Source organism: Thalassococcus arenae (assembly GCF_019104745.1).
GTDB classification, from domain to species: domain Bacteria; phylum Pseudomonadota; class Alphaproteobacteria; order Rhodobacterales; family Rhodobacteraceae; genus Thalassococcus_B; species Thalassococcus_B arenae.
Window position 1 is genome coordinate 365,051 of the sequence record NZ_JAHRWL010000002.1, and the last position, 19,402, is coordinate 384,452.

Annotated in this window: 18 protein-coding genes; 7 read left to right on the forward strand and 11 right to left on the reverse strand. The window is 65.6% G+C overall.

Annotated features, from left to right (window positions below; translation table 11 throughout):
* Nucleotides 1-62: 62 nt before the first annotated feature.
* Nucleotides 63-1,097, reverse strand: coding sequence for a dihydroorotase (gene pyrC, locus KUH32_RS13125; protein ID WP_217779058.1), 1,035 nt, complete (start codon nt 1,095-1,097; stop codon nt 63-65).
* A gap of 100 nt (nt 1,098-1,197) precedes the next feature.
* On the opposite strand from pyrC, the gene KUH32_RS13130 reads away from it, so the two are divergent.
* Complete coding sequence (locus tag KUH32_RS13130; RefSeq protein ID WP_217779060.1) at nt 1,198-1,467, forward strand: hypothetical protein; 270 nt, start codon at nt 1,198-1,200, stop codon at nt 1,465-1,467.
* On the opposite strand, the gene KUH32_RS13135 is transcribed toward KUH32_RS13130, so the two are convergent.
* The 6 genes from KUH32_RS13135 to KUH32_RS13160 form a co-directional block, all read right to left on the reverse strand.
* Nucleotides 1,464-2,396, reverse strand: a complete 933-nt coding sequence (locus tag KUH32_RS13135; RefSeq protein ID WP_217779062.1) for a phosphoadenosine phosphosulfate reductase — start codon at nt 2,394-2,396, stop codon at nt 1,464-1,466. The genes KUH32_RS13130 and KUH32_RS13135 overlap by 4 nt on opposite strands.
* A 101-nt stretch (nt 2,397-2,497) precedes the next feature.
* Entirely contained in the window at nt 2,498-3,547 is a 1,050-nt protein-coding gene (locus KUH32_RS13140) for a glycosyltransferase family 2 protein (RefSeq protein ID WP_217779064.1), read from the reverse strand.
* Nucleotides 3,548-3,634: 87 nt separating this feature from the next.
* Nucleotides 3,635-4,333 (reverse strand): FkbM family methyltransferase, encoded by a 699-nt coding sequence (locus KUH32_RS13145; protein ID WP_217779066.1) that lies wholly within the window; start codon nt 4,331-4,333, stop codon nt 3,635-3,637.
* A gap of 1 nt (nt 4,334) precedes the next feature.
* Nucleotides 4,335-6,698 carry a glycosyltransferase family 2 protein gene (locus tag KUH32_RS13150; protein WP_217779068.1) on the reverse strand — a complete coding sequence of 788 codons (2,364 nt, stop codon included), beginning with the start codon at nt 6,696-6,698 and terminating at the stop codon, nt 4,335-4,337.
* Complete coding sequence (locus tag KUH32_RS13155) at nt 6,698-7,333, reverse strand: sulfotransferase family protein (protein ID WP_217779070.1); 636 nt, start codon at nt 7,331-7,333, stop codon at nt 6,698-6,700. Before KUH32_RS13155 ends, KUH32_RS13150 begins: the two co-directional genes overlap by 1 nt.
* On the reverse strand, nt 7,330-8,358 hold the full coding sequence (locus KUH32_RS13160; RefSeq protein ID WP_217779072.1) for a glycosyltransferase family 2 protein: 1,029 nt from the start codon (nt 8,356-8,358) through the stop codon (nt 7,330-7,332). The genes KUH32_RS13155 and KUH32_RS13160 overlap by 4 nt, the downstream gene beginning before the upstream one ends.
* Before the next feature lie 222 nt (nt 8,359-8,580).
* Here KUH32_RS13160 and KUH32_RS13165 point away from each other — a divergent pair, with 222 nt between their 5' ends.
* Both KUH32_RS13165 and KUH32_RS13170 read left to right on the forward strand, forming a co-directional pair.
* Nucleotides 8,581-9,489, forward strand: coding sequence for an AAA family ATPase (locus KUH32_RS13165; RefSeq protein WP_217779074.1), 909 nt, complete (start codon nt 8,581-8,583; stop codon nt 9,487-9,489).
* A gap of 64 nt (nt 9,490-9,553) precedes the next feature.
* Nucleotides 9,554-10,807, forward strand: coding sequence for a vWA domain-containing protein (locus KUH32_RS13170; RefSeq protein ID WP_217779076.1), 1,254 nt, complete (start codon nt 9,554-9,556; stop codon nt 10,805-10,807).
* A 289-nt stretch (nt 10,808-11,096) separates the two neighbouring features.
* Here the strand turns inward: KUH32_RS13170 and KUH32_RS13175 are convergent, their stop codons facing one another.
* Nucleotides 11,097-12,704: a peptide chain release factor 3 gene (locus KUH32_RS13175; RefSeq protein ID WP_217779077.1), complete on the reverse strand. Its 1,608-nt coding sequence runs from the start codon at nt 12,702-12,704 to the stop codon at nt 11,097-11,099.
* A 133-nt stretch (nt 12,705-12,837) separates the two neighbouring features.
* Here KUH32_RS13175 and KUH32_RS13180 point away from each other — a divergent pair, with 133 nt between their 5' ends.
* A complete protein-coding gene (locus KUH32_RS13180; RefSeq protein WP_217779079.1) occupies nt 12,838-13,200 on the forward strand; it encodes a nuclear transport factor 2 family protein in 363 nt (120 codons plus the stop codon).
* Nucleotides 13,201-13,206: 6 nt separating this feature from the next.
* On the opposite strand, the gene KUH32_RS13185 is transcribed toward KUH32_RS13180, so the two are convergent.
* Complete coding sequence (locus KUH32_RS13185; RefSeq protein ID WP_217779081.1) at nt 13,207-14,223, reverse strand: Hint domain-containing protein; 1,017 nt, start codon at nt 14,221-14,223, stop codon at nt 13,207-13,209.
* A gap of 137 nt (nt 14,224-14,360) precedes the next feature.
* Here KUH32_RS13185 and KUH32_RS13190 point away from each other — a divergent pair, with 137 nt between their 5' ends.
* From KUH32_RS13190 to KUH32_RS13200, 3 genes are all read left to right on the forward strand, one after another.
* Nucleotides 14,361-15,140, forward strand: a complete 780-nt coding sequence (locus KUH32_RS13190) for an SDR family oxidoreductase (RefSeq protein WP_217779083.1) — start codon at nt 14,361-14,363, stop codon at nt 15,138-15,140.
* A complete protein-coding gene (locus KUH32_RS13195; protein WP_217779086.1) occupies nt 15,140-16,276 on the forward strand; it encodes a hypothetical protein in 1,137 nt (378 codons plus the stop codon). The genes KUH32_RS13190 and KUH32_RS13195 overlap by 1 nt, the downstream gene beginning before the upstream one ends.
* A 302-nt stretch (nt 16,277-16,578) precedes the next feature.
* The gene (locus KUH32_RS13200) at nt 16,579-17,838 is read left to right on the forward strand and encodes a DEAD/DEAH box helicase (protein WP_217779088.1); all 1,260 of its coding nucleotides are present in this window, start codon (nt 16,579-16,581) and stop codon (nt 17,836-17,838) included.
* Between the two features lie 31 nt (nt 17,839-17,869).
* Here the strand turns inward: KUH32_RS13200 and KUH32_RS13205 are convergent, their stop codons facing one another.
* Both KUH32_RS13205 and xth read right to left on the reverse strand, forming a co-directional pair.
* Nucleotides 17,870-18,565: a M48 family metallopeptidase gene (locus KUH32_RS13205; protein ID WP_217779090.1), complete on the reverse strand. Its 696-nt coding sequence runs from the start codon at nt 18,563-18,565 to the stop codon at nt 17,870-17,872.
* Nucleotides 18,566-18,603: 38 nt separating this feature from the next.
* On the reverse strand, nt 18,604-19,386 hold the full coding sequence (xth, locus tag KUH32_RS13210; protein ID WP_217779092.1) for an exodeoxyribonuclease III: 783 nt from the start codon (nt 19,384-19,386) through the stop codon (nt 18,604-18,606).
* Between the last annotated feature and the right edge of the window lie 16 nt (nt 19,387-19,402).

Consider the following 19,402-nt stretch of genomic DNA (forward strand, 5'->3'; position numbering starts at 1 on the left):
TGTGCTTCAAGGAATTCCATGCGGTGAATGATGGCACTGGTGACCGAAGCGACAGCGCGCCTTCACATCACCCGCCAGTGCAGCGGCATCATCGGGTCGAACACCGTGACCGGCCCTTCGCCCGAGGCGATCTTGACCGGGTAGACCACCGGCTCGCCCTTTTGCAGCGTCACTGTCGCCTCGTTCACCGGGAGCCGGTAAAAGGCCGGACCGTTCAGCGACGCAAACGATTCCAGGCGGTCCAGCGCGTCTTCCTGTTCGAACACCTCGGCCAGGATCGACAGGGTATTCGTCGCGGTGAAGCAGCCTGCGCAACCGCAGGCCTGTTCCTTTGCCGGATCGCTGTGCGGTGCGCTGTCGGTGCCCAGGAAAAACGCCGCATCGCCGCTGGTGGCGGCGGCACGCAGCGCCAGGCGGTGTTCCTCGCGCTTGGCCACGGGCAGGCAATAATAGTGCGGCTTGATCCCACCGACCAGGATGGCGTTGCGGTTGATGACCAGGTGATGCGTGGTGATCGTGGCGCCAAGGTCCGGGCCGCCCGCGCGGGCATAATCGACACCCTGCCGGGTGGTGATATGCTCCATCACCACGCGCAGGCCCGGCGTGGCGCGGCGCAACGGATCGAGCACGCGGTCGATGAACACCGCCTCGCGGTCGAAGATGTCGATATCGGCGTCCACCACTTCGCCGTGGACGCAAAGCGGCAGACCGATCTCGGCCATGCGTTCGAGCACGCCGCGCACCTTGTCGAAATCCCTCACGCCGGACGCCGAATTGGTCGTCGCGCCCGCGGGATACAACTTGACCGCCGTCACGATCCCCGCGTCCGCGGCGCTTGCCACGTCGTCGGGATCGGTGTCTTCGGTCAGGTACAAGGTCATCAGCGGGGTGAAATCGGCATCGTCCGGCAGTGCGGCCAGGATACGGTCACGATAGGCGGCGGCCTGGGCGCCGGTCACGACCGGCGGCACGAGGTTCGGCATGATGATCGCGCGGCCGAAATGCCGGGCGCTTTCGGGGGCCATGGCGCGCAACATCGCGCCATCGCGCAGATGCAGGTGCCAGTCGTCGGGGCGGCGGATCGTCAGTCTTTGCATGTCCGCCGCGTTAGCACGGCCTCGGATGCGGTGCCAGCGCATTGTCGCCGGTGCCGACCCGCGCTAAGACCGGGCCTGTCGAAGAATAGGATGCGCTCCGATGATCCTGACCTTGATCCTGGCGGCGGCCGCCGGTTGGGCTGTCAAGCCCGCCGAACCCAAAGTGACCGAATTCCTGGTGCGACAACTGGGCGAAGACCGGTTGCCCGATGCCGCAGATCGCCGGGTGGCGACATTGCTGATCCTGGCCTTCGCTGCGGCCATGGTTCTGGGGCTCGGGGCCGACGGCGCGCGGCCGGTCGCCTTCGTGATGGGAATCGCGGTCGGCTATTTCCACGAGGAAATCCGCCGCGCGATGCTCCGGCGCTAGCTGCGGTCGTCCAGCGCCTCGAGCTGTGCCAGCCGGCGACGGAAGCGCGGTGCGTTCATGCGCGACACCACGTTGCGGCACAGCATCCTGGACAGGCCGACCCGGTTGTCCGCATCGGTCTGTGCCAGCAGGCGGCGCAGATAGGGCGGGTGGTTGCGGCGCGCGCGCATCAGGCGGGCTAGGCGGGCGGTATCCAGACGGTCTTCGGCGGCGGCCTCGAGGATACCGGGCAACAGGTCGAGCATGAGCAATTCGTCCTGCAACGCCTGGCCCATGAAGGGCAGGCGGAACCGCTCGACATTGCGGCGATTGAACAGCGCCGAATGCATCGCGTCCAGCCGCTCTCGCGGGTCGTACAGAACATAGGCACGATGCGCGGCATCCAGCATGTCAGGGGCAAAGCCGTACCGGTCGGTAAACGAGGTTCGCCGCATCTCGGCAAACCGGTCGTCCCATTCGGTGACGCGCGGGTCCAGCGTGGCCTGCGGCTGCAGGATCAGCACGCGGGCACCCGGTGCGGCGACGGAATAGGCGGCGGCGGCATAGCCGCACGAACCCGCTCCGTAGAAGATCACGCGCTCGAAATCGTCGAAAAACCCGTCATCCAGCATCTGGTCGAAAAAGCCGTAGACCATCGGGTCGCGGAACCAGGTGTTGCCGTGGCTCAGCACAGACAGGCTGGACCAGTCGTTGCGTGCGACCATCTCGAAGCCGAAGGGCGTGCGGGTGGGCGATTGCCGATCGATCTCGGCCATGTTCTCGAAGCTGACCAGAAGCGTGTCGCCGCGTTCGACGAAAAGCCCGGCATGGGATTTGCCCAGCGGTTCGGCAAAGCCTTCGTCCTGGCCGATCCGCCGCAGGCCCTTCAGCCAGTCGGCGCGGCTCAGACCGGACAGGTCCGGCGGAAAGCTGTCTGTGCCGTTCGTCATCCTTGCACGTCCTCACGACCCGCGGTGTACCCCGCGGCTTGGTCGGACCTTGCAAGGGGTTTCGGGCGAAATTGTGCTCGGATCGTGAAAAATCGTGGCGTTCAGCCTTCGTTGTCCACGCGCGCCCGGGTGGCGTGATGGGCCAGCAGCCGCGCGGCGCGCAGCGACACCGGTCGCGATGGCGGCGCCATCAGCAAGCGGCCGAAAAGCGCGCGAAACGGCTCCTGCGCCATCAGAGTTTCGAATCGCGTCTGGCGCCAGGCGACGGCGGCAAGGTGAAGTTGCGCCAGCACCGGATCGGCCGCCAGCTCGGCGCGCTTCGAGGCCACGCCGGCGTCCAGCGCGCGGATCGACCGGTCTTCGTCGGTGTTGAAATTCCGCTCGACCCAGTAATCCAGGCCCAGCACATGGTCGCCATGCACCGCGCGCCCGCGATCGGCCTTCAGCACGTAGCTTTCCATCGCGCCCAGCGGATAGTGGTTCAGTTGCGCCAGCGCATAGTTGGACCGGCCATAAGTGGAAAAGATCCGCCGCTCGCGGAACAGCGCTTCCAGCTCGCGGCCTTCGCCGTCGAACCAGCGCGCGGCTTCGATCCGGTCGGGATGCGGGTTGCGCGGGCGGTGCACGCCCAGGTTCCGGTAGGTCTTGTCGTTGCGGTACAGCGTCTTGAACATCGATGCGCGCCAGGGCCAGTACATCACCGCGGGCGCCGCGCGGTCGAACAGATGCGGGACCGGGCGGTCTTCGTAGCGCACGATTCCGGCATTGCCGAACAGACGCCAGGTGAGCGTGATGGCCGTGGCCTCGGGCAAGGCGGCGATCAGGGCGGGCAGGGTTCGGTCGCCGACATGGACATTGACGAATTCGTCGATGTCGACGGGCAACAGCCAATCGGCTTCCCTGACCGCGGCAGCCTTGTCAGCCAGTTTCAAACCGGTGAACTGGATGCCGCCGTTCTCGTACGGCCCGTCATTGCGGATATGGGTGACATGGCCAAGCTGGGCCAACCGGTCCAGCATGGCGTCCGTTCCGTCGTCGCAATCGTTTGACAGCGCCACCACATGGCTCACGCCACAGGCCAGGTGATGCGCCAGCCAGTCCAGCAGAAAGGCCGCCTCGTTCCGAACGCAAAGCACCGCGACGATCTTCACGAACCCGCCCCTGTCTTCATCTTGCCCGGAAAACTCCGGGGGTGAATGGCGGCTTGCCGCCAGAGGGGGCTGGCCCCCTCGCTTCGGTCACCATCCCTTGAGAAAGGTCACCACCTTGGCCTCTGATGCCTTCGGGAAATAGCTCAGCCCGGCCTTGTGCATCGCGTCGAATACCGCCTGGACGCCGGCCTGTCCGATCCATTGCGGGTGCAGCTCGATCACCGCGGCACGCAGGCCCGACCAGTCGGCGGCGGGGATCAGGTCGGCTTCGGCGCCCTCGATGTCGCAGACCAGCACATCCGGTTTGAGCTCTTTCAGCGTCGGTGAAATACCGTGTTTCTCGATCTCGACGGTTTCGATGATCGCGTCGGCGTCGATCTCGCCATCCAGCGACGAGGCCAGGAAGTTTCGCCGCACGTGGAACGGCACCGCCTTGCCGGCGCGCGGCGCCAGCAGGGCGTTGCGCACTTCGACATTGTCGATCCCGTTGGCTTCGTGAACCGAGTGGATATAGGGGATCAGCCCCGGGTTGGCCTCGTAGCTGACGACCTTGGCAACCTTCTTTTTCCGGGCCAGCAGGGTCGACATGTAGCCGATGCCGCCACCCAGTTCGAGCACCACGTCGCCTTCGCGCACGACGCGCATCACCGCGTCGCATTCCTTGCGTTCATAGGTGCCCTCGCGCAGCGCGCCGCGGATCCGGCCCACGGTGATGTCGGGGTGTTTGGGAATCTTCAGCCCGCGCGACTTGATGAACGGGTTCCGGGGGTGGGGGCTTCCATCCATGTCAGCTCTCCATGTCGAGGGCGAGCGCATAGGCAACCCGCTCCGTTTCGGTCAGGTCCAGCGTGGTGGCCTGCCGGAAAAGCTCCTCGAACTCGGGATTGGCGTGCAGCTCGTCCGCTTTCGCGCGGTGCCAGGCCAGCCCCTTGTCGTGCCAGTGCCGGAGCGTGTCATCGGCCAGAAGCCGATCCAGTTCCGCGCGGACGCGCGGGATGTTGCGTTTGATGGTGATGTCGCGATGCACCGACCAGTCCATGCGGATCCAGTAGTTCAACCCGATCGAGCGGTCGACATGCAGTGCGCGGCCGCGCTGGCGCTTGATCAGAAAGCTTTCGGCCGACCGCAGCGCGTAATGGTTCAGTTGGATCAGGTCGTAGCCGATGGATTTCTTGGAATTCCGCCAGCCGTTCTTGATGGCTTCGGCGGTCATGTCCTGGCCCGAACCGTTGACCCATTTCACCTTGTTCTCATACCCTTCCGTAAGTTTGTTCGGACGGTGGCAGCTGATTTTTCCATAGGCGCCGATATTGCGGAACATCGACTTGAACCCCCAGACCGTGTGCGGCTTGGGGCAGTATTTCGGCGCGCAGGTGTCGAATTGTTCGATGACCAGCTTGTCTTCGAACCGTGTCACGCCGTTATGCCCGAACAGCCGCCAGGTCATGGCGACGTTGGTGGCGTCGGGCACGCGGGACAGGAAATCGTCCAGCGTGCCGTTGCCGCAGCGCACGTTCACGAATTCGTCCACGTCGATATGCAGGATCCAGTCGGCGTTCAGGATCACCGGTTCGCTCAACGCCGCATCCAGTGCGTGCTGCTGCGGGGAATTGCCCGACCAGTTGTCGTTGTCGCGATGTTGCAACAGGCCCATCGCCTGCAGGCGGTCGAGGATCTCGACCGTGCCGTCTTCGCAACCATTGGTGTAGATCAGGAAATCGTCGACGCCGATGGCGCGGTGATAGGCCACCCATTCCAGGATATAGGGGGCCTCGTTCTTCATGCATCCGACGATGACGTTGCCGGTCGCGCCGTCCGGCAGGACACGCGGCGGCGCGGGGGTATAGGCGGCGGCCAGCTCTTCTTCGTTCACCCGGCCCAAGCGGTTGTGCGGCGCAAAGACCGACCGCTGCAGCTTGGCGAAGTTCTGTTTCGCCAATGGCGGCATCACCGCCCTTGCACCGGGCGACAATCCGGGATCGTCGGCTGCGGGCGGCGCGTCCGTCTCGCCGTTCAACGCGGCAAGGTCGTCCGCCTTGGTGGCCATGGCCTCCTTGGTGGCTTGCTTGATGCGCCAGCGGCTGGCCATCAGATACTGCGTCGCGCGGAACCCCCTGGTCGGATCGGCCTCTTGCCAGTCGGGCAGCTTGCGGTCTCGTTTCATTTCAGCCGCACGCAGACCCGGATGTGCCTTGACCAGCGCCTTGATATCCGCCTCGAAACGCCGCGACAGTCTCGACAGGCTGCCTGGTGCGATCGGTGCGCCATGCACTTTGACCTCGACCAGGAACTTGCGCCACAGCTGACGGGGCAGGATCACCTCTTTCTGGGCCAGAAGCCGTAACAGCGTGTCGTTGTAAAGCCGGCAGCGCGTCAGCCAGGCGGCGGCGGGCGGCACGGGCGGTTCCTCGGGCTCGGCCTTGCCGATCTGGTCGGGCAGACCAAAGCTGTCCTGAACGGTCTCGGTCGCCGCGTCGCTGGTCAGGCGCTCCAGGTCCAGGCTGTGGAACGCCACCGATCCCGGTCCGAATACCGCTTCCCATTCATCTTGCAACCGTTTGAAATCCAGCCAGAAACAGGCGCCCTGCACCTCGGCGAACTGACCTGCCTGCGGATCACAGGGCGGTGCGGTGTCCAGGGCGGCCTGCCAGAAATCCGGCGCATCCAACAGGCCCAGTTCAAGGTCCAGCGACCGGTTGCGCCCCTCCATCAGTTGCGCGGGATAGCGGCGCAGCAGCAGGCGGGCGGGGTCGTCCAGGTGGGCGGCGATGCCGATGTCGTCGGACAGCGGTAAAAGAAGTGCGCGCAGACGCTCCAGCTCGGACCGGCTGCGCAGCGATACACCCAGCTGGTGCGCCGACAGGATCAGCAGGTCGGGTTTGGCGCGCTCCACTTCGGCGGCCAGGCTGCGGGCCACGTCCTCGCGCAGGACCTGTTGTTTCTCGGCGGTGATGTAGCCGCGGTTGAAACGCAGGCTGTCGACGTTGTCGGCGTCGGTCACCGCCATGAACAGCCGGGTATGGTTCCGGGCGCCGGGCGAGCGGGCATAGAGCACGCCCTTGCCCAGAAGCTGCTCGCGCTTGGCGTCCAGGATGCGTTGCATCCGATCCGAGGCGGCACCGTCCAGCCCGATATGCACCAGGATCCGCATCAAGCCGCCCCGGAATCCGGTTCGGCATCGTTGACATTGACGCGGCCCCACCAGGGCAGGTCGATGCCGGCGTGCTCGGACAGGCGCTGGCGTGCGTCCCCTGCGCCCATGTCCAGCCGCAGGTATCGCGTGTCGTCGCCGAATATGTCGTCGAGCATCGCATAGTGCCCGTCGATCCAGCGCACCCGGTCGCGATCGCGTGCACCAAAGCCGTGCGGCAGGCCGGGGATCGATCCGTCGGGCAGCCGGTCCTGGCCCAGGTTGTTCCAGCGCCGCATGCTGTCCGAGATATCCACCGCCGGGCGCCAGCTGGCGACGAAGCGCAGACCGGGATCGGCGGCGCGCATCGCCTTGATCATCGCGAAATCGCATTGCGGCCAGAACGAAAACGGCCCGCGCAGCGCGCTGATCTCGGTCAGGGCGTCGTAGAAGGGCAGGTATTCAAACGGGTTGCCGGTTTCGAAATAGCCGCGGTAAAGCTGCCGACCGATAAAGGTGCCGGCCACCCCCTGTTCGGTGCTGTCGCTGCGCCTTACCTTGTGGTCCGCCACGCTCCAGCCGCCTTTGCGCAGGGCCGTCGCCAGCGTCGTGGTGCCGGATTTCGGCAAGCCCAGATTGACCAGCTTCACCCTCATGCCACCAGCCCCAGTTCCCGCATGAGCTCAAGCTCGCCCGGCGGATAGGGGGGCAGCGATTTCAGATGCGCCTGCATCTCGGCATAGGCGGGTTGGGCCAAAAGCGCGTCGCGCTTGGCGCGGTGCAGGCGCACGGCCTCGTCGTGCAGCGCGCCGATGACCGGGTCCGCCTTCATCTTTGCCAGCGCCTGTTCGAGACGCGGCAAATAGCGGTGGATCGAGATGTCTTTCCAGGCCGGATCGTTGCGTTCGCGCCAATAGGTATCGTCGAAGGCGCGGTTTTCGCGGTTCACGTCGCCGCGGTCATTCTTGACCAGATAGCTGTCGAGCGAGCGCAGCGCGTAGTGATTGAGCGTGGCGAAGTCCCGCGCCCCGGTGGCGGGGAACTTGCGGATGCGGCGGGGATTGGCGGCCACCAGGAACTTGTGCGGCACGCGGCGCCCCGATCCGTCGGTCCAGGAGGGGTGATTTTTCTTGTCCAGCCTGCTGCGAAAGAACGGGCGGTGAGCCCCGTAATACTGCAGTGGAAAATCCTTGCGTATCAGCGTCTTGACCTCGATCGCGCTTTCGGCGCACCAAAGGTCGGGATTGTGCGAGCGGGTGAATTGCGCGATCACCGGCCGGTCCTCGAAGCGCTCGACCCCGTCATTTGCAAAGAACTGGAAGGTGACCGAAATCGCCTGCGGGTCGCCGCAGGCCGCGATCAACGCAGGGATCGTATGGTCGCCGACATGGATGTTCAGGAATTCGTCGACATCGGCGATCCAGACCCAGTCGGCATCCTTGACCACGCCCTGATGGGCGGCGTCCTTCAGCGCCTCCATCTGATAGTTCCGCCCCTCGGCCGGATTGGGCAGGTGCACGACGCCGAAGGGCGCCAGCGCATCCAGCAGCCTGTCGGTGCCGTCGTCGCAATCGTTGGAATAGAACAGGAAATCGGTCACGCCCAGCAAACGGTTGAAGGCCACCCATTCCAGCAGGAAGGGCCCTTCGTTCTTCACGCATGTCACCGCGGTTATGCGCATGCCTGCGCCGCCGCCTTCGTGCTGATCATACCTGCTCGTCCGCAACCGCTGTGGCGCCGGGCCACGCCTGGCCGGGGTTGGCCCCGGCTCGCATTCTGACCGAATCATCGCATCATTTTGGGTAACCCGTCAACTTTTCTGCTTTTTTCTCCGGCCTTGTGCGACCTTGGCGCTATTGACCCAGGGGCCGGGGGCGGGCAATCCGGGACCAGGAGGGGTGCCATGACCAAACCCGATACGATCGACGCGGTGCAGCGGATGCTGGCCGAAACCGGCTATGTCTGCGGACGCGCGCTGGCCACGGTTGTCTTTTTGTCGCTGCGCCTGGGTCGGCCGCTGTTCCTCGAAGGCGAGGCCGGCGTGGGCAAGACCGAGATCGCCAAGGCGCTGTCCGCGGCGCTCAACCGCCGTCTGATCCGGCTGCAATGCTACGAGGGGCTGGACGCGTCCAGCGCGGTCTACGAATGGAACTTTCCCGCCCAGATGATCGCCATTCGCACGGCCGAGGCCGCCGGCAACGCCGATCGCGAGCTCTTGCAGCGCGAACTCTTCGGACCCGATTTCCTGGTCGAACGGCCGCTTCTGCAGGCCATGCGCCCGGACGAGAACGGCGCACCGGTGCTGCTGATCGACGAGCTCGACCGCACCGACGAACCGTTCGAGGCCTTCCTGCTCGAGGCCCTGTCGGATTTCCAGGTGACGATCCCCGAACTTGGCACCATCACCGCGCCCGAACCGCCCATCGTCATCCTGACCTCGAACCGCACGCGCGAAGTGCATGACGCGCTGAAACGCCGCTGCCTCTATCACTGGGTCGACTACCCGACCTTCGACCGCGAGGTGGAAATCCTGCATTCCCGCGCGCCCGAGGCGGCCGAGACCCTCAGCCGCCAGATCGTGGCCTTCGTGCAGCGTCTGCGCACCGAGGATCTGTTCAAGAAACCCGGCGTCGCCGAAACGATCGACTGGGCGAAATGCCTGCTGGCGCTCGACGTGGTGAACCTGTCGCCCGAGGTGATTTCGGACACGCTGGGCGCGATCCTGAAATACCAGGACGACATCCAGAAACTGCAAGGCTCCGAGGCCAAGCGCCTGCTGGACGAGGCCAAGGCCACGCTCGAGCCGGCTTGATGCTTCATCTTGCAGGAAAAACTCTGCGGGGGTCCGGGGGTGCAAAACCCCCGGTCTACGGTTGATGCCCGAATACGCTCCGATCGATATTCCCGACAACCCGCGGCTGGCTCAGAACATCATCCATTTCGCCCGCGCCCTGCGCCGGGCCGGTTTGCCGGTGGGGCCGGGCCGCACCATCGACGCGATCCGCGCGGTCGAGACGGCGGGGTTCACCGACCGGACGGATTTCTACTGGACGCTGCATGCCTGTTTCGTCAACCGGCCCGAACATCGCGCGGTGTTCGGCCAGATCTTCCGGCTGTATTGGCGCGACCCGCGCTATCTCGAACACATGATGTCGATGATGCTGCCGGCGGTGCGCGGCGTCCAGGAGGAACGCAGCGCGCAAGCCGCGGAGAAGCGCGCCGCGCAGGCGCTGTTGGGCGACCAGATGCCCGACCTGCCGGAAGCGCCGGATCACGAAGAAGACGGCACCCAGATCGAAGTCGACGCCTCGCTGACGATGTCGGCCGAAGAACGCTTGCGCAGCCTCGATTTCGAGCAGATGTCGGCGGCGGAGATGGCCGAGGCCAAGCGGATGCTGGCACGCCTGAGCTTGCCGGTGAAGCCGATCGCGTCACGCCGCGGCATGGCCACCCATCACGGCCCGCGGATCGACTACCGCCGCACCCTGCGCGCGGCGATGCGCACGGGCGGCGAGATCCGGTCGGTGGCCGAGATGAGACCCCGCCCGCGCTGGCCGAACCTGGTGGTGCTGTGCGACATCTCAGGCTCGATGAGCCAATACAGCCGGATGGTGCTGCATTTCCTGCACGCGGTGTCGAACCACAAGGGTGCCGGCTGGGCCAAGGTGCATGCCTTCACCTTCGGCACGCGCCTGACCAACATCACCCGGCACCTGGCGACGCGCGACGTGGATGCGGCGCTGAAGGCCGCGGGGGCCGAGGCCCAGGATTGGGAGGGCGGCACGCGGATCGGCGACTGCCTGCATGCGTTCAACCGCGACTGGTCGCGTCGGGTCATGGGGCAGGGGGCGGTGGTGCTGGTCATCACCGACGGTCTGGACCGCGGCGATGCGGGTGCCCTGGCGCACGAAATGGAGCGGCTGCACCTGTCCGCGCGCCGGCTGATCTGGCTGAACCCGCTGCTGCGATGGGAAGGCTTTGCGCCCCGGGCCACCGGCATCCGCGCCATGCTGACCCATGTCGACAGCTTCCGTGCCGGGCATTCGATCGCGTCGCTGGAAGATCTGGCCGCAGCGATCTCCAAACCCGACGACATGGGCGAGAAGGCCCGGCTGCTGGCTTTGCTCTGAGCGGGGCCGATCCGATTGTGCGCTTGCGCGCGCAGGTTTCCGGGACGTGTGGCGGTGCGAGCCCTGTGGTCCGGCGGGGTGCGGGTGGTCGTGTAGCAGGGCTTCGGGACTCACCCAAGCAATGCTCCCGCGCCGTCCTTCGCTTGTGACTTGGCGTGACAGGGCGCTGCCGCCAAAGCAAGCACAATGGCCGTATCCCCGCGAGCGGGGCCCCTCGGCAATTCTGCTTGCTTTGCCGCCATCGCCCCGTCCCGGTCGTCTCAAGCGAGGGACGGCTCCGAAGCAAAGCCTAGGCCGACATCTCCTTGGTCGCGTGGAGGGTAATGTCGGGGTAGTCGCGGGCCACGCGATCGATATCCCATTGCAGGCGGGTCAGGTAGACCACGTCGCCGTCGTGGTCGGTGCTGATATGCTGCTTGTTGGCCTGGGCGAATTTCTCGACCGCCTCGCGCGGTCCGTGCACCCAGCGGGCCGAGGTGAACTGGCTGGCCTCGAAGCGCACCGGCAGGCCGTATTCCAGTTCGATCCGGCTGCCCAGCACCTCGAATTGCAGCGCACCCACGACGCCGACGATGAAGCCCGAGCCGATCATCGGCTTGAAGACCTTGGCGGCGCCTTCCTCGGCGAACTGCATCAGCGCCTTTTCCAGATGCTTGGCCTTCATCGGGTCGCCCGCCCGCACGCCCTGCAGCAGCTCCGGCGCAAAGCTCGGGATGCCTGTGACCTTGAGCGCCTCGCCCTCGGTCAGGGTGTCGCCGATACGAAGTTGGCCATGGTTCGGGATGCCGATGATGTCGCCGGCCCAGGCTTCTTCGGCCAGCTCGCGGTCGGCGGCCAGGAACAGCACCGGATTGGTGATCGCCATCGGCTTTTTCGACCGCACATGGGTCAGTTTCATGCCGCGTTCGAAATGCCCCGAGGCGAGCCGGACAAAGGCCACGCGGTCGCGGTGCTTGGGGTCCATGTTGGCCTGCACCTTGAAGACGAAGCCCGCGACCTTGTCTTCCTCGGGTGCGATCTGCCGCGGCGCGGCGGATTGCGGCTGCGGTTCGGGGCCGTAGGTGGCGATGCCGTTCATCAGTTCCTGCACGCCGAAGGAATTGATCGCCGAACCGAACCAGATCGGGGTCATGTGCCCTTCGAGCACCGATTGGGGGTCGAGCGCGGGCAGCAATTCGCGCGCCATCTCGACCTCTTCGCGCAGTTTCTCCAGCAGATGGGCGGGCACGTGATCGGCCAGCTTGGGGTCGTCTAGGCCCTGGATGCGCACCGATTGCGCCACGACGTTGCGGTCGGCGCGGTCCATCAGTTCAAGCCGGTCGTTCAGCATGTCGTAGCAGCCCAGGAAATCGCGCCCAATGCCGATCGGCCAACTGGCGGGCGTGACGTCGATGGCCAGGTTTTCCTGGATCTCGTCGATGATCTCGAAGGTGTCGCGCGCCTCGCGGTCCATCTTGTTGCAGAAGGTCAGGATCGGCAGGTCGCGCAGGCGACAGACCTCGAACAGCTTCTGGGTCTGGCTTTCCACGCCCTTGGCGCCATCGATCACCATGACCGCCGCGTCCACTGCCGTGAGCGTGCGATAGGTGTCTTCGGAGAAATCGCTGTGGCCCGGCGTGTCGACCAGGTTGAAGCGGAACTTGCCGAAATCGAAGGACATCGCGCTGGCCGAAACCGAGATGCCGCGATCCTGTTCCATCTTCATGAAGTCCGATCGGGTGCGCCGGGCCTCGCCCTTGGCGCGCACCTGCCCGGCCATCTGGATCGCGCCGCCATACAGCAGGAATTTCTCGGTCAGCGTGGTCTTGCCCGCGTCGGGATGCGAGATGATCGCAAAGGTCCGGCGCCGGGCGATTTCCGGCGGCAGGGCAGGGCGGTTTGCGGCTTTGTCCAACATGAGGCGCGCTATAGGCGGCGCCCGGGCGGTTGGCAAGAAAGCGCGTGCTCACAGCGGCGTGTCTTGTTTTCGTTACTGCGACCCGATAAAGTGAACATATAGTGAACAAAGCACAATCGACTGGGAGGATGACATGGAACTCAAAGAGATCGCAGACGAACTGGTTGCCGGATGCCGCGAGAACCGCACGACGGAGAACCTGGGAAAGCTTTACGACGCCAAGGCCGTATCGGTCGAGGGAATGGATTACGATGGTTCGGGCCGCGAGGTGTCCGGGCTGGAGGCGATCCGCGGAAAACATGCCTGGTGGGACAGCTCGTTCGAGGTGCACGATGCCAAGGTCGAAGGTCCGTTCCTGCATGGTGAGGACCGGTTCGGCGTGGTCTTCGAGATCGACGCCACCAACAAGGAAAACGGCGAAAGGATGCAGATGCGCGAGCTTGGCATCTACCAAGTCAAGGGCGGCAAGATCGTGCGAGAGGAGTTCTTTTACTGAAACGCGTCAGCCGCTTGACGACTTCTTGAGCAGCGCCGCGGCGTCGGGCCGGTTCAGCAGGGTTTCGCGCACTTCGAAGTCGCGCGGCTCGGACTTGCGGTGATCCGGCAGCAATGCGTCAAGCTGGTCGGTCAGTTCATCGGGCAGCGCGGCGCTGGTGCGACTGTCGACCAGCATCGATTCCGCGGCGATCCCCTCGGCATAGATGATCTGGTGATGGTCGAACAGCATCTGGAAATAGTCGACGAAGCCACCCATGCGCCGGGTGACGCTGTCGCCGTTCACCAGGTGATTCGCCCGCACCAGAAGCTCGGCCCGGCCGGCGCCCAGCCGGTCGCGGCGCTGGTAGATGAACAGCCGGTGGTCGGGGCTGACCACCAGGTCGCGGCTGTTGTTGAGCGTTCCGGCCTTGATCAGAACCGGCGCGAACGCACCGATCGCGCGCACGGTGTTCTGGCCGATCCAGCGGATCGCCTGCGGGCCATCGTCACGGGTCAGGATCAGGTCGCCGACCTTGAGTTCCTCGACGGGACGTTGCGCGCCCGAAGCCAGCGTGATCAGCGTGCCGCGGGTGAACGAGACGCAGGCGATCTGCGCGAATTTCTGCAGGGCCGCGCGGGTGTCGATGCCGACCAGTGCATAATCGACATTGCTGGACATCGGTGCCAGCGGCAGCAGGTAAATTCCACCGATGTCGTTCGCGTCGTCGGTTTCGACGACGATGATGGCTTCGGTCGTTTCACCGTCGCCGGACATGAAGGTCACGCAGCAATCCAGGTGCAGCGCGCCGCCCGGCGTGCCGGTTTCGGAATCGTCCGCGACCCGGAAGGGCGGTTTCGCACCGACGATCAGCCCCAATCGACGGGCGCTGGCCAGCGGCGAAAGGCGATAGATGTCGTCCAGCATGAGTTCGTCGGCAATGCTCAGCCCGTCGCCCAGATTGGCGCCGTTCGCAACCCGCAGCATCGCGCCGGAATAGACCTGCACGCTTTGGGTCGGGCGGAGGGGACTGGGATCGCTCATCGGCCGGAGTTCCGTGTCTGGTTCGCCTGCGGGGCGCAGGGCACTATACGGGGGTAGGGCCGGTATGCACGCGGAATATGGCGTGATATGGACGCCGGACCGACGTTTTGTCGGCCATGTCAAAGGGGAGGGTGACAATGGACCTGGGAATTCGGGGCAAAAGGGCGCTGGTTTGCGCATCGTCCAAGGGGCTGGGAAAGGGCTGCGCGCAGGCTCTGGCCGAGGCGGGCTGCGACCTGGTGTTGAACGCCCGCGGCGCCGAGGCCCTGGAGCAGACCGCGCAGGCCATTCGCGATCGTTATAACGTCACGGTCACCACGGTGGCCGCCGATATCGTGTCCGGCGATGGCCGCGCGGCGGTGCTGAAGGCCGCCGGTGACGTCGACATCCTGGTGACCAATGCCGGCGGACCGCCGCCGGGGCTGTGGTCGGACTGGGACCGCGACGATTTCATCGCCGCCATCGACGCCAACATGCTGACACCCATCGCCTTGATGCAGGCCTTGATGCCGGGCATGGCGGACAAGGGTTGGGGGCGGGTCGTCAATATCACATCGCAATCGGTCAAGGCGCCGATCCCGCAACTGGGCCTGTCGAACACCGCGCGCACCGGCTTGACCGGGTTCGTCGCGGGCACCGCGCGGCAGGTGGCGCCCATGGGGGTGATCGTCAACAACCTACTGCCGGGCATCCACGCAACCGACCGTGGTTTGACGCTGGCGCGCAAGGATGCCGAGGAGCAGGGGATCAGCGTCGAGCAAGCGGCGGCGGCCCGTGCCCAGACCATCCCCGCCCGCCGCTACGGCACCATCGAGGAATTCGGCCAGATGTGCGCCTTCCTGTGCTCGCAGCACGCCGGTTTCATCGTCGGGCAGAACATCCTGCTGGACGGCGGCGCCACCAACGCGACGATCTGATGGCGCGCGGCCCGGACGGGAAGGGCGGCGGCGCGGGCTTTTCGCTGGCCGACCAGCTGTTCAACGCCGACACCGTCGCTGACCTGGCCGGCGAATTCGCGGTGTTGCCGGGCTTCGATGCGGATCGCTTTGCCAGCGACGCGGTGGCGGGGTTCACGGATCGCGGGCTGCTGGAACGGCTCGACTGGCTGGCCACCTGCGCCGAGGCGCAGTTGCCTACCGGTTTTCCGGCCATGGCCGACGCGCTGGAGGCTGCGATGCCACCGCCGCTCGACCCAAACCGGACCGACGACGATTTCGGACGGTTCATCCACGCCGTGCCGGGCATTCTCGCGGTGCGGCACGGGCTGGAAAACCATCGTGACCGCGCGCTCGACCTGCTGCACACCGCGACGCAACGGTTTTCGATGGAATACTACATCCGCCCTTTCCTGAACCGCTGGCCGGATCAGACGCTCGCGCGGCTCGATCTGTGGTGCGGCGATCCCAACTACCACGTGCGGCGGCTGGTCAGCGAAGGCACCCGCCCGCGGCTGCCCTGGGCGGCCAACATCACGCTGGACCCGGCGGTGCCACTGCGCTTTCTCGACCGTCTTCAAGCCGATCCCACGCGCTACGTCACGCGATCCGTCGCCAATCACATGAACGATTTGTCCAGGATCATGCCCGATGTGGTGGTCGATCGCCTGCGCCGCTGGGCCGCCGCCGGGCACCAGAATTCTGACGAGATCGACTGGATCACCCGTCACGCCCTGCGCACCGCGGTCAAGCGTGGCGAACGCGGGGCGCTCGATCTGCTGGGTTATCGCGAAGGGCATGTCTCGGCCCGACTGGATGTGCCGGCGACCGTGCGGGTCGGCGGCACGCTCGAATTCTCGGTGACGCTGGAGGCGGACCAGGCGCTGCCGGTGCTGGTCGACTACAGGCTGCATTTCCATCGCCCGAACGGACGTGGCGAGAAGGTCTTCAAGCTGAAGACCGCAAAGCTGAAACCCGGTCAGCCGCTGCGGATGCGAAAGGCCCACCGGCTGAAGGGCGACGCCACCACCTACCGGCTGCATCCCGGCCCGCACAGCCTGATCGTTCAGGTCAACGGTCGCGACGTGGCCGAGGCGGGCTTCGACCTGACCGAATGACGATCGCCGCGCGGTGCCCGTACTCCGACCCGGCGGAAACTTTCCCTTGACGTCAACGCTGCGATGCCGCATAGCCCGCCCAGTGCTGCGCAGCCGCGTGAGCTTGCCGCGCCCCGACACTGAACCGGACGGGCCACCAGCACAGACAGTTTTCAGTTCCCCATCACGCAGGGTTCCTGACATGACGGCCGGTTGCGGCGGGATACGCCCGCCTTTCCAGAGGCCGCATGCACCCTACCGGGCCGCCTCGCAGCGGCCGCAACCGTGGTCGCGCAGGATGCGCGGCCCATGAAGGATACCGTTTGTTCGATTTCGACATGCTCGGCCTCTCGCCGACACTCAACGCCGCGCTTGACCGCGCCGGCCTGACCCAACCCACTCCGATCCAGAACCAGGCGATCCCGCTGGCGCTGGAAGGTCACGACATCATGGGCCTTGCCCAGACCGGCACCGGCAAGACACTGGCCTTCGGCCTGCCGCTGGTAGAGCATCTGCTGGCCCAACCGGCCAAGCCGGCGCCGAAAACCGCCAAGGCCCTGATCCTGGCCCCGACCCGCGAACTGGTGAACCAGATCGCAGACAACCTGCGCGGTCTGACCGATGGCACCAAGCTGCGCGTCGTGACGGTGGTTGGCGGGCAATCCATCGGCCGCCAGATCGCGCAATTGTCGCGCGGCACAGACATCCTGGTCGCGACGCCGGGCCGGCTGATCGACCTGATGGACCGCCGTGCCGTCGATCTGGGCCAGGTGCGCCACCTGGTTCTGGACGAGGCCGACCAGATGCTCGACCTTGGTTTCATCCACGCGCTGCGCAAAATCGCGCCACGCCTGGGCAGCCCGCGCCAGACCATGCTGTTCTCGGCCACCATGCCGAAGCAGATGGAAGAGCTTTCGGGCGCCTATCTGACCAATCCCCGCAAGGTTCAGGTCGCGCCCCCGGGCAAGGCAGCCGACAAGGTCACCCAATCGGTGCATTTCCTCGACAAGGCCGCCAAGCCCACGCGCCTGCGTGAAATCCTGTCGGCCGATACAGATGCCCTGACGCTGGTCTTTTCGCGCACCAAGCATGGCGCCGAGAAGCTGATGAAGGGGCTGGTGGCCGACGGCTTCAATGCCGCCTCGATCCACGGCAACAAGAGCCAGGGCCAGCGCGACCGCGCGATCAAGGCCTTCCGCGAAGGCGAGATCACCGTGCTGGTGGCGACCGATGTCGCCGCCCGCGGCATCGATATCCCCGGCGTGGCCTATGTGGTGAACTACGATCTGCCCGAGGTGCCGGACAACTATGTACACCGCATCGGACGGACTGCCCGCGCCGGACGCGAAGGCGAGGCGATCGCCTTTTGCGCGCCCGAGGAAACCGATCTGCTGGCGGCGATCGAAAAGCTGATGAAGATCGAGATCCCCACCGGCAGCGGCACGCGTCCGCAAATGGCGCAGGGCAAATCCAGCGCGGGCCGTCCCGGACGGCGGCGGCGGGGCGGCAATTCCGGCGGCGCGGCCTCGGCGCCTGCGGCCCCGGCCAAGCGGCAGCGTTCGCGCCGGCGTCGCGCAGCCTGATCCGGCGAAAAATAGGGATTGGAATGGGCGGTCAGCGCTGCGGCACGGCCGCCCATTTCGCTTCCAGCTTTTCCAGAGCCGCGATGCGTTCCTCGGTCTTGGGATGCGACATCAGCCAGGCCGGGACGGCCCCCGCGCGCGAGCGGGTCAAATCCTCGAGCTTGCGGAACAGCGATTTCTGCGGTGCGACGCCGATGCCGGCCTTGACCAGCAGGGCGGCGGCATATTCGTCGGCCTCGTATTCGTCAGCCCGGCTCAGCCGCGCGGCCAGCAGCGTCGTCAGCATGTTGGCGATCCAGACGCCGATCCCGGGCAGGAACCGCGACAGGATCATCGCCAGCGCCGTGCGCAGCGCGTTCTGGCCGGAAAAATCGATCATCCGCCGGCGCGAATGGCCCAGGGCGACATGGCCCAGCTCGTGCGCGATCACGCTGGCCAGTTCCTCGCCCGACACCTCGCCGTTCTGGTATTTGCGGAAGAACCCCCGTGTGATGAATATCCGCCCGTCCGGGGCGGCCAACCCGTTCACCGGGTCGATCTCGTAGACATGCACGCGGATGCGCGGCAGATCCAGCGCCGCCGCCATCCGGTCGGTCAGTGCCTTGAGCCGCGGATCGGCCAGTTCGGTCGACCGTTCGTCCAGTTCGCGCGCGGTGCGCCACGCCGAAAAGCGGTACATCGCCAGCGCATAGAGTATGGCCAAGAGGATCGGGGTGAATTTCAACATGGTTCAGATATGGGGGCGAGGTCGCCGCTGCCAAGGGTTCACAGTGCCAGTTCCACCCAGATCGGCACATGGTCGGACGGCTTTTCGCGGCCGCGGATGGCGCGGTCGATCTGACAATCCTGCATCAGGTCCGCGCAGGCGGGATTGAGCAGGAAATGGTCGATGCGGATGCCGTTGTCCTTTTCCCAGGCACCGGCCTGGTAATCCCAGAACGAATAGTGCCCCGGTGCCTGGTTTCGGGCGCGGAAGGCTTCGGTGAATCCCAGGTTGACGATCCGACGGAACGCGGCGCGCGTTTGCGGCAGGAACAGCGCATCGGTTTCCCAGGCCTTCGGATTGGCGGCATCCTCGGCTTGCGGGATCACGTTGTAGTCGCCCGCCATCAGCGCCGGCATCTCATCGGCCAGCAATTGCCGGGCGCGCGCTTCGAGCCGCGCCATCCAGGCGAGTTTGTAGTCGTATTTCGGACCCGGCGCCGGGTTGCCGTTGGGCAGATACAGCCCGCAAAGCCGCACGGCATGGGTGTTTCCGACCACCGTCGCCTCGATCCAGCGCGCCTGTTCGTCGCCATCGTCGCCGGGCAGGCCGCGGCTGACGTCCTCAAGCGGATGCTTGGACAGGATCGCCACGCCGTTGAAGCTTTTCTGCCCGTGCGTTTCGACGACATAGCCGCGATCCTCGAACAGTTCGCGGGGGAAACCCTCGTCCACGGATTTGATTTCCTGCAACAACGCGACGTCCGGCTGCGCTTCGTCCAGCCAATCCGTCAAAGCGCCGATCCGGGCCTTGATGCCGTTGATGTTGAAACTCGCGATCTTCATCCCGTCCTCCCGAAAC

What these genes read in the sequence shown, in the direction of transcription:
- pyrC (WP_217779058.1), bottom strand. Translation starts at nt 1,097, where the DNA reads ATGCAAAGACTGACGATCCGCCGCCCCGACGACTGGCACCTGCATCTG.
- KUH32_RS13130 (WP_217779060.1), top strand. Translation starts at nt 1,198, where the DNA reads ATGATCCTGACCTTGATCCTGGCGGCGGCCGCCGGTTGGGCTGTCAAG.
- KUH32_RS13135 (WP_217779062.1), bottom strand. Translation starts at nt 2,396, where the DNA reads ATGACGAACGGCACAGACAGCTTTCCGCCGGACCTGTCCGGTCTGAGC.
- KUH32_RS13145 (WP_217779066.1), bottom strand. Translation starts at nt 4,333, where the DNA reads ATGGATGGAAGCCCCCACCCCCGGAACCCGTTCATCAAGTCGCGCGGG.
- KUH32_RS13150 (WP_217779068.1), bottom strand. Translation starts at nt 6,698, where the DNA reads ATGCGGATCCTGGTGCATATCGGGCTGGACGGTGCCGCCTCGGATCGG.
- KUH32_RS13155 (WP_217779070.1), bottom strand. Translation starts at nt 7,333, where the DNA reads ATGAGGGTGAAGCTGGTCAATCTGGGCTTGCCGAAATCCGGCACCACG.
- KUH32_RS13160 (WP_217779072.1), bottom strand. Translation starts at nt 8,358, where the DNA reads ATGCGCATAACCGCGGTGACATGCGTGAAGAACGAAGGGCCCTTCCTG.
- KUH32_RS13165 (WP_217779074.1), top strand. Translation starts at nt 8,581, where the DNA reads ATGACCAAACCCGATACGATCGACGCGGTGCAGCGGATGCTGGCCGAA.
- KUH32_RS13170 (WP_217779076.1), top strand. Translation starts at nt 9,554, where the DNA reads ATGCCCGAATACGCTCCGATCGATATTCCCGACAACCCGCGGCTGGCT.
- KUH32_RS13175 (WP_217779077.1), bottom strand. Translation starts at nt 12,704, where the DNA reads ATGTTGGACAAAGCCGCAAACCGCCCTGCCCTGCCGCCGGAAATCGCC.
- KUH32_RS13180 (WP_217779079.1), top strand. Translation starts at nt 12,838, where the DNA reads ATGGAACTCAAAGAGATCGCAGACGAACTGGTTGCCGGATGCCGCGAG.
- KUH32_RS13185 (WP_217779081.1), bottom strand. Translation starts at nt 14,223, where the DNA reads ATGAGCGATCCCAGTCCCCTCCGCCCGACCCAAAGCGTGCAGGTCTAT.
- KUH32_RS13190 (WP_217779083.1), top strand. Translation starts at nt 14,361, where the DNA reads ATGGACCTGGGAATTCGGGGCAAAAGGGCGCTGGTTTGCGCATCGTCC.
- KUH32_RS13195 (WP_217779086.1), top strand. Translation starts at nt 15,140, where the DNA reads ATGGCGCGCGGCCCGGACGGGAAGGGCGGCGGCGCGGGCTTTTCGCTG.
- KUH32_RS13205 (WP_217779090.1), bottom strand. Translation starts at nt 18,565, where the DNA reads ATGTTGAAATTCACCCCGATCCTCTTGGCCATACTCTATGCGCTGGCG.
- xth (WP_217779092.1), bottom strand. Translation starts at nt 19,386, where the DNA reads ATGAAGATCGCGAGTTTCAACATCAACGGCATCAAGGCCCGGATCGGC.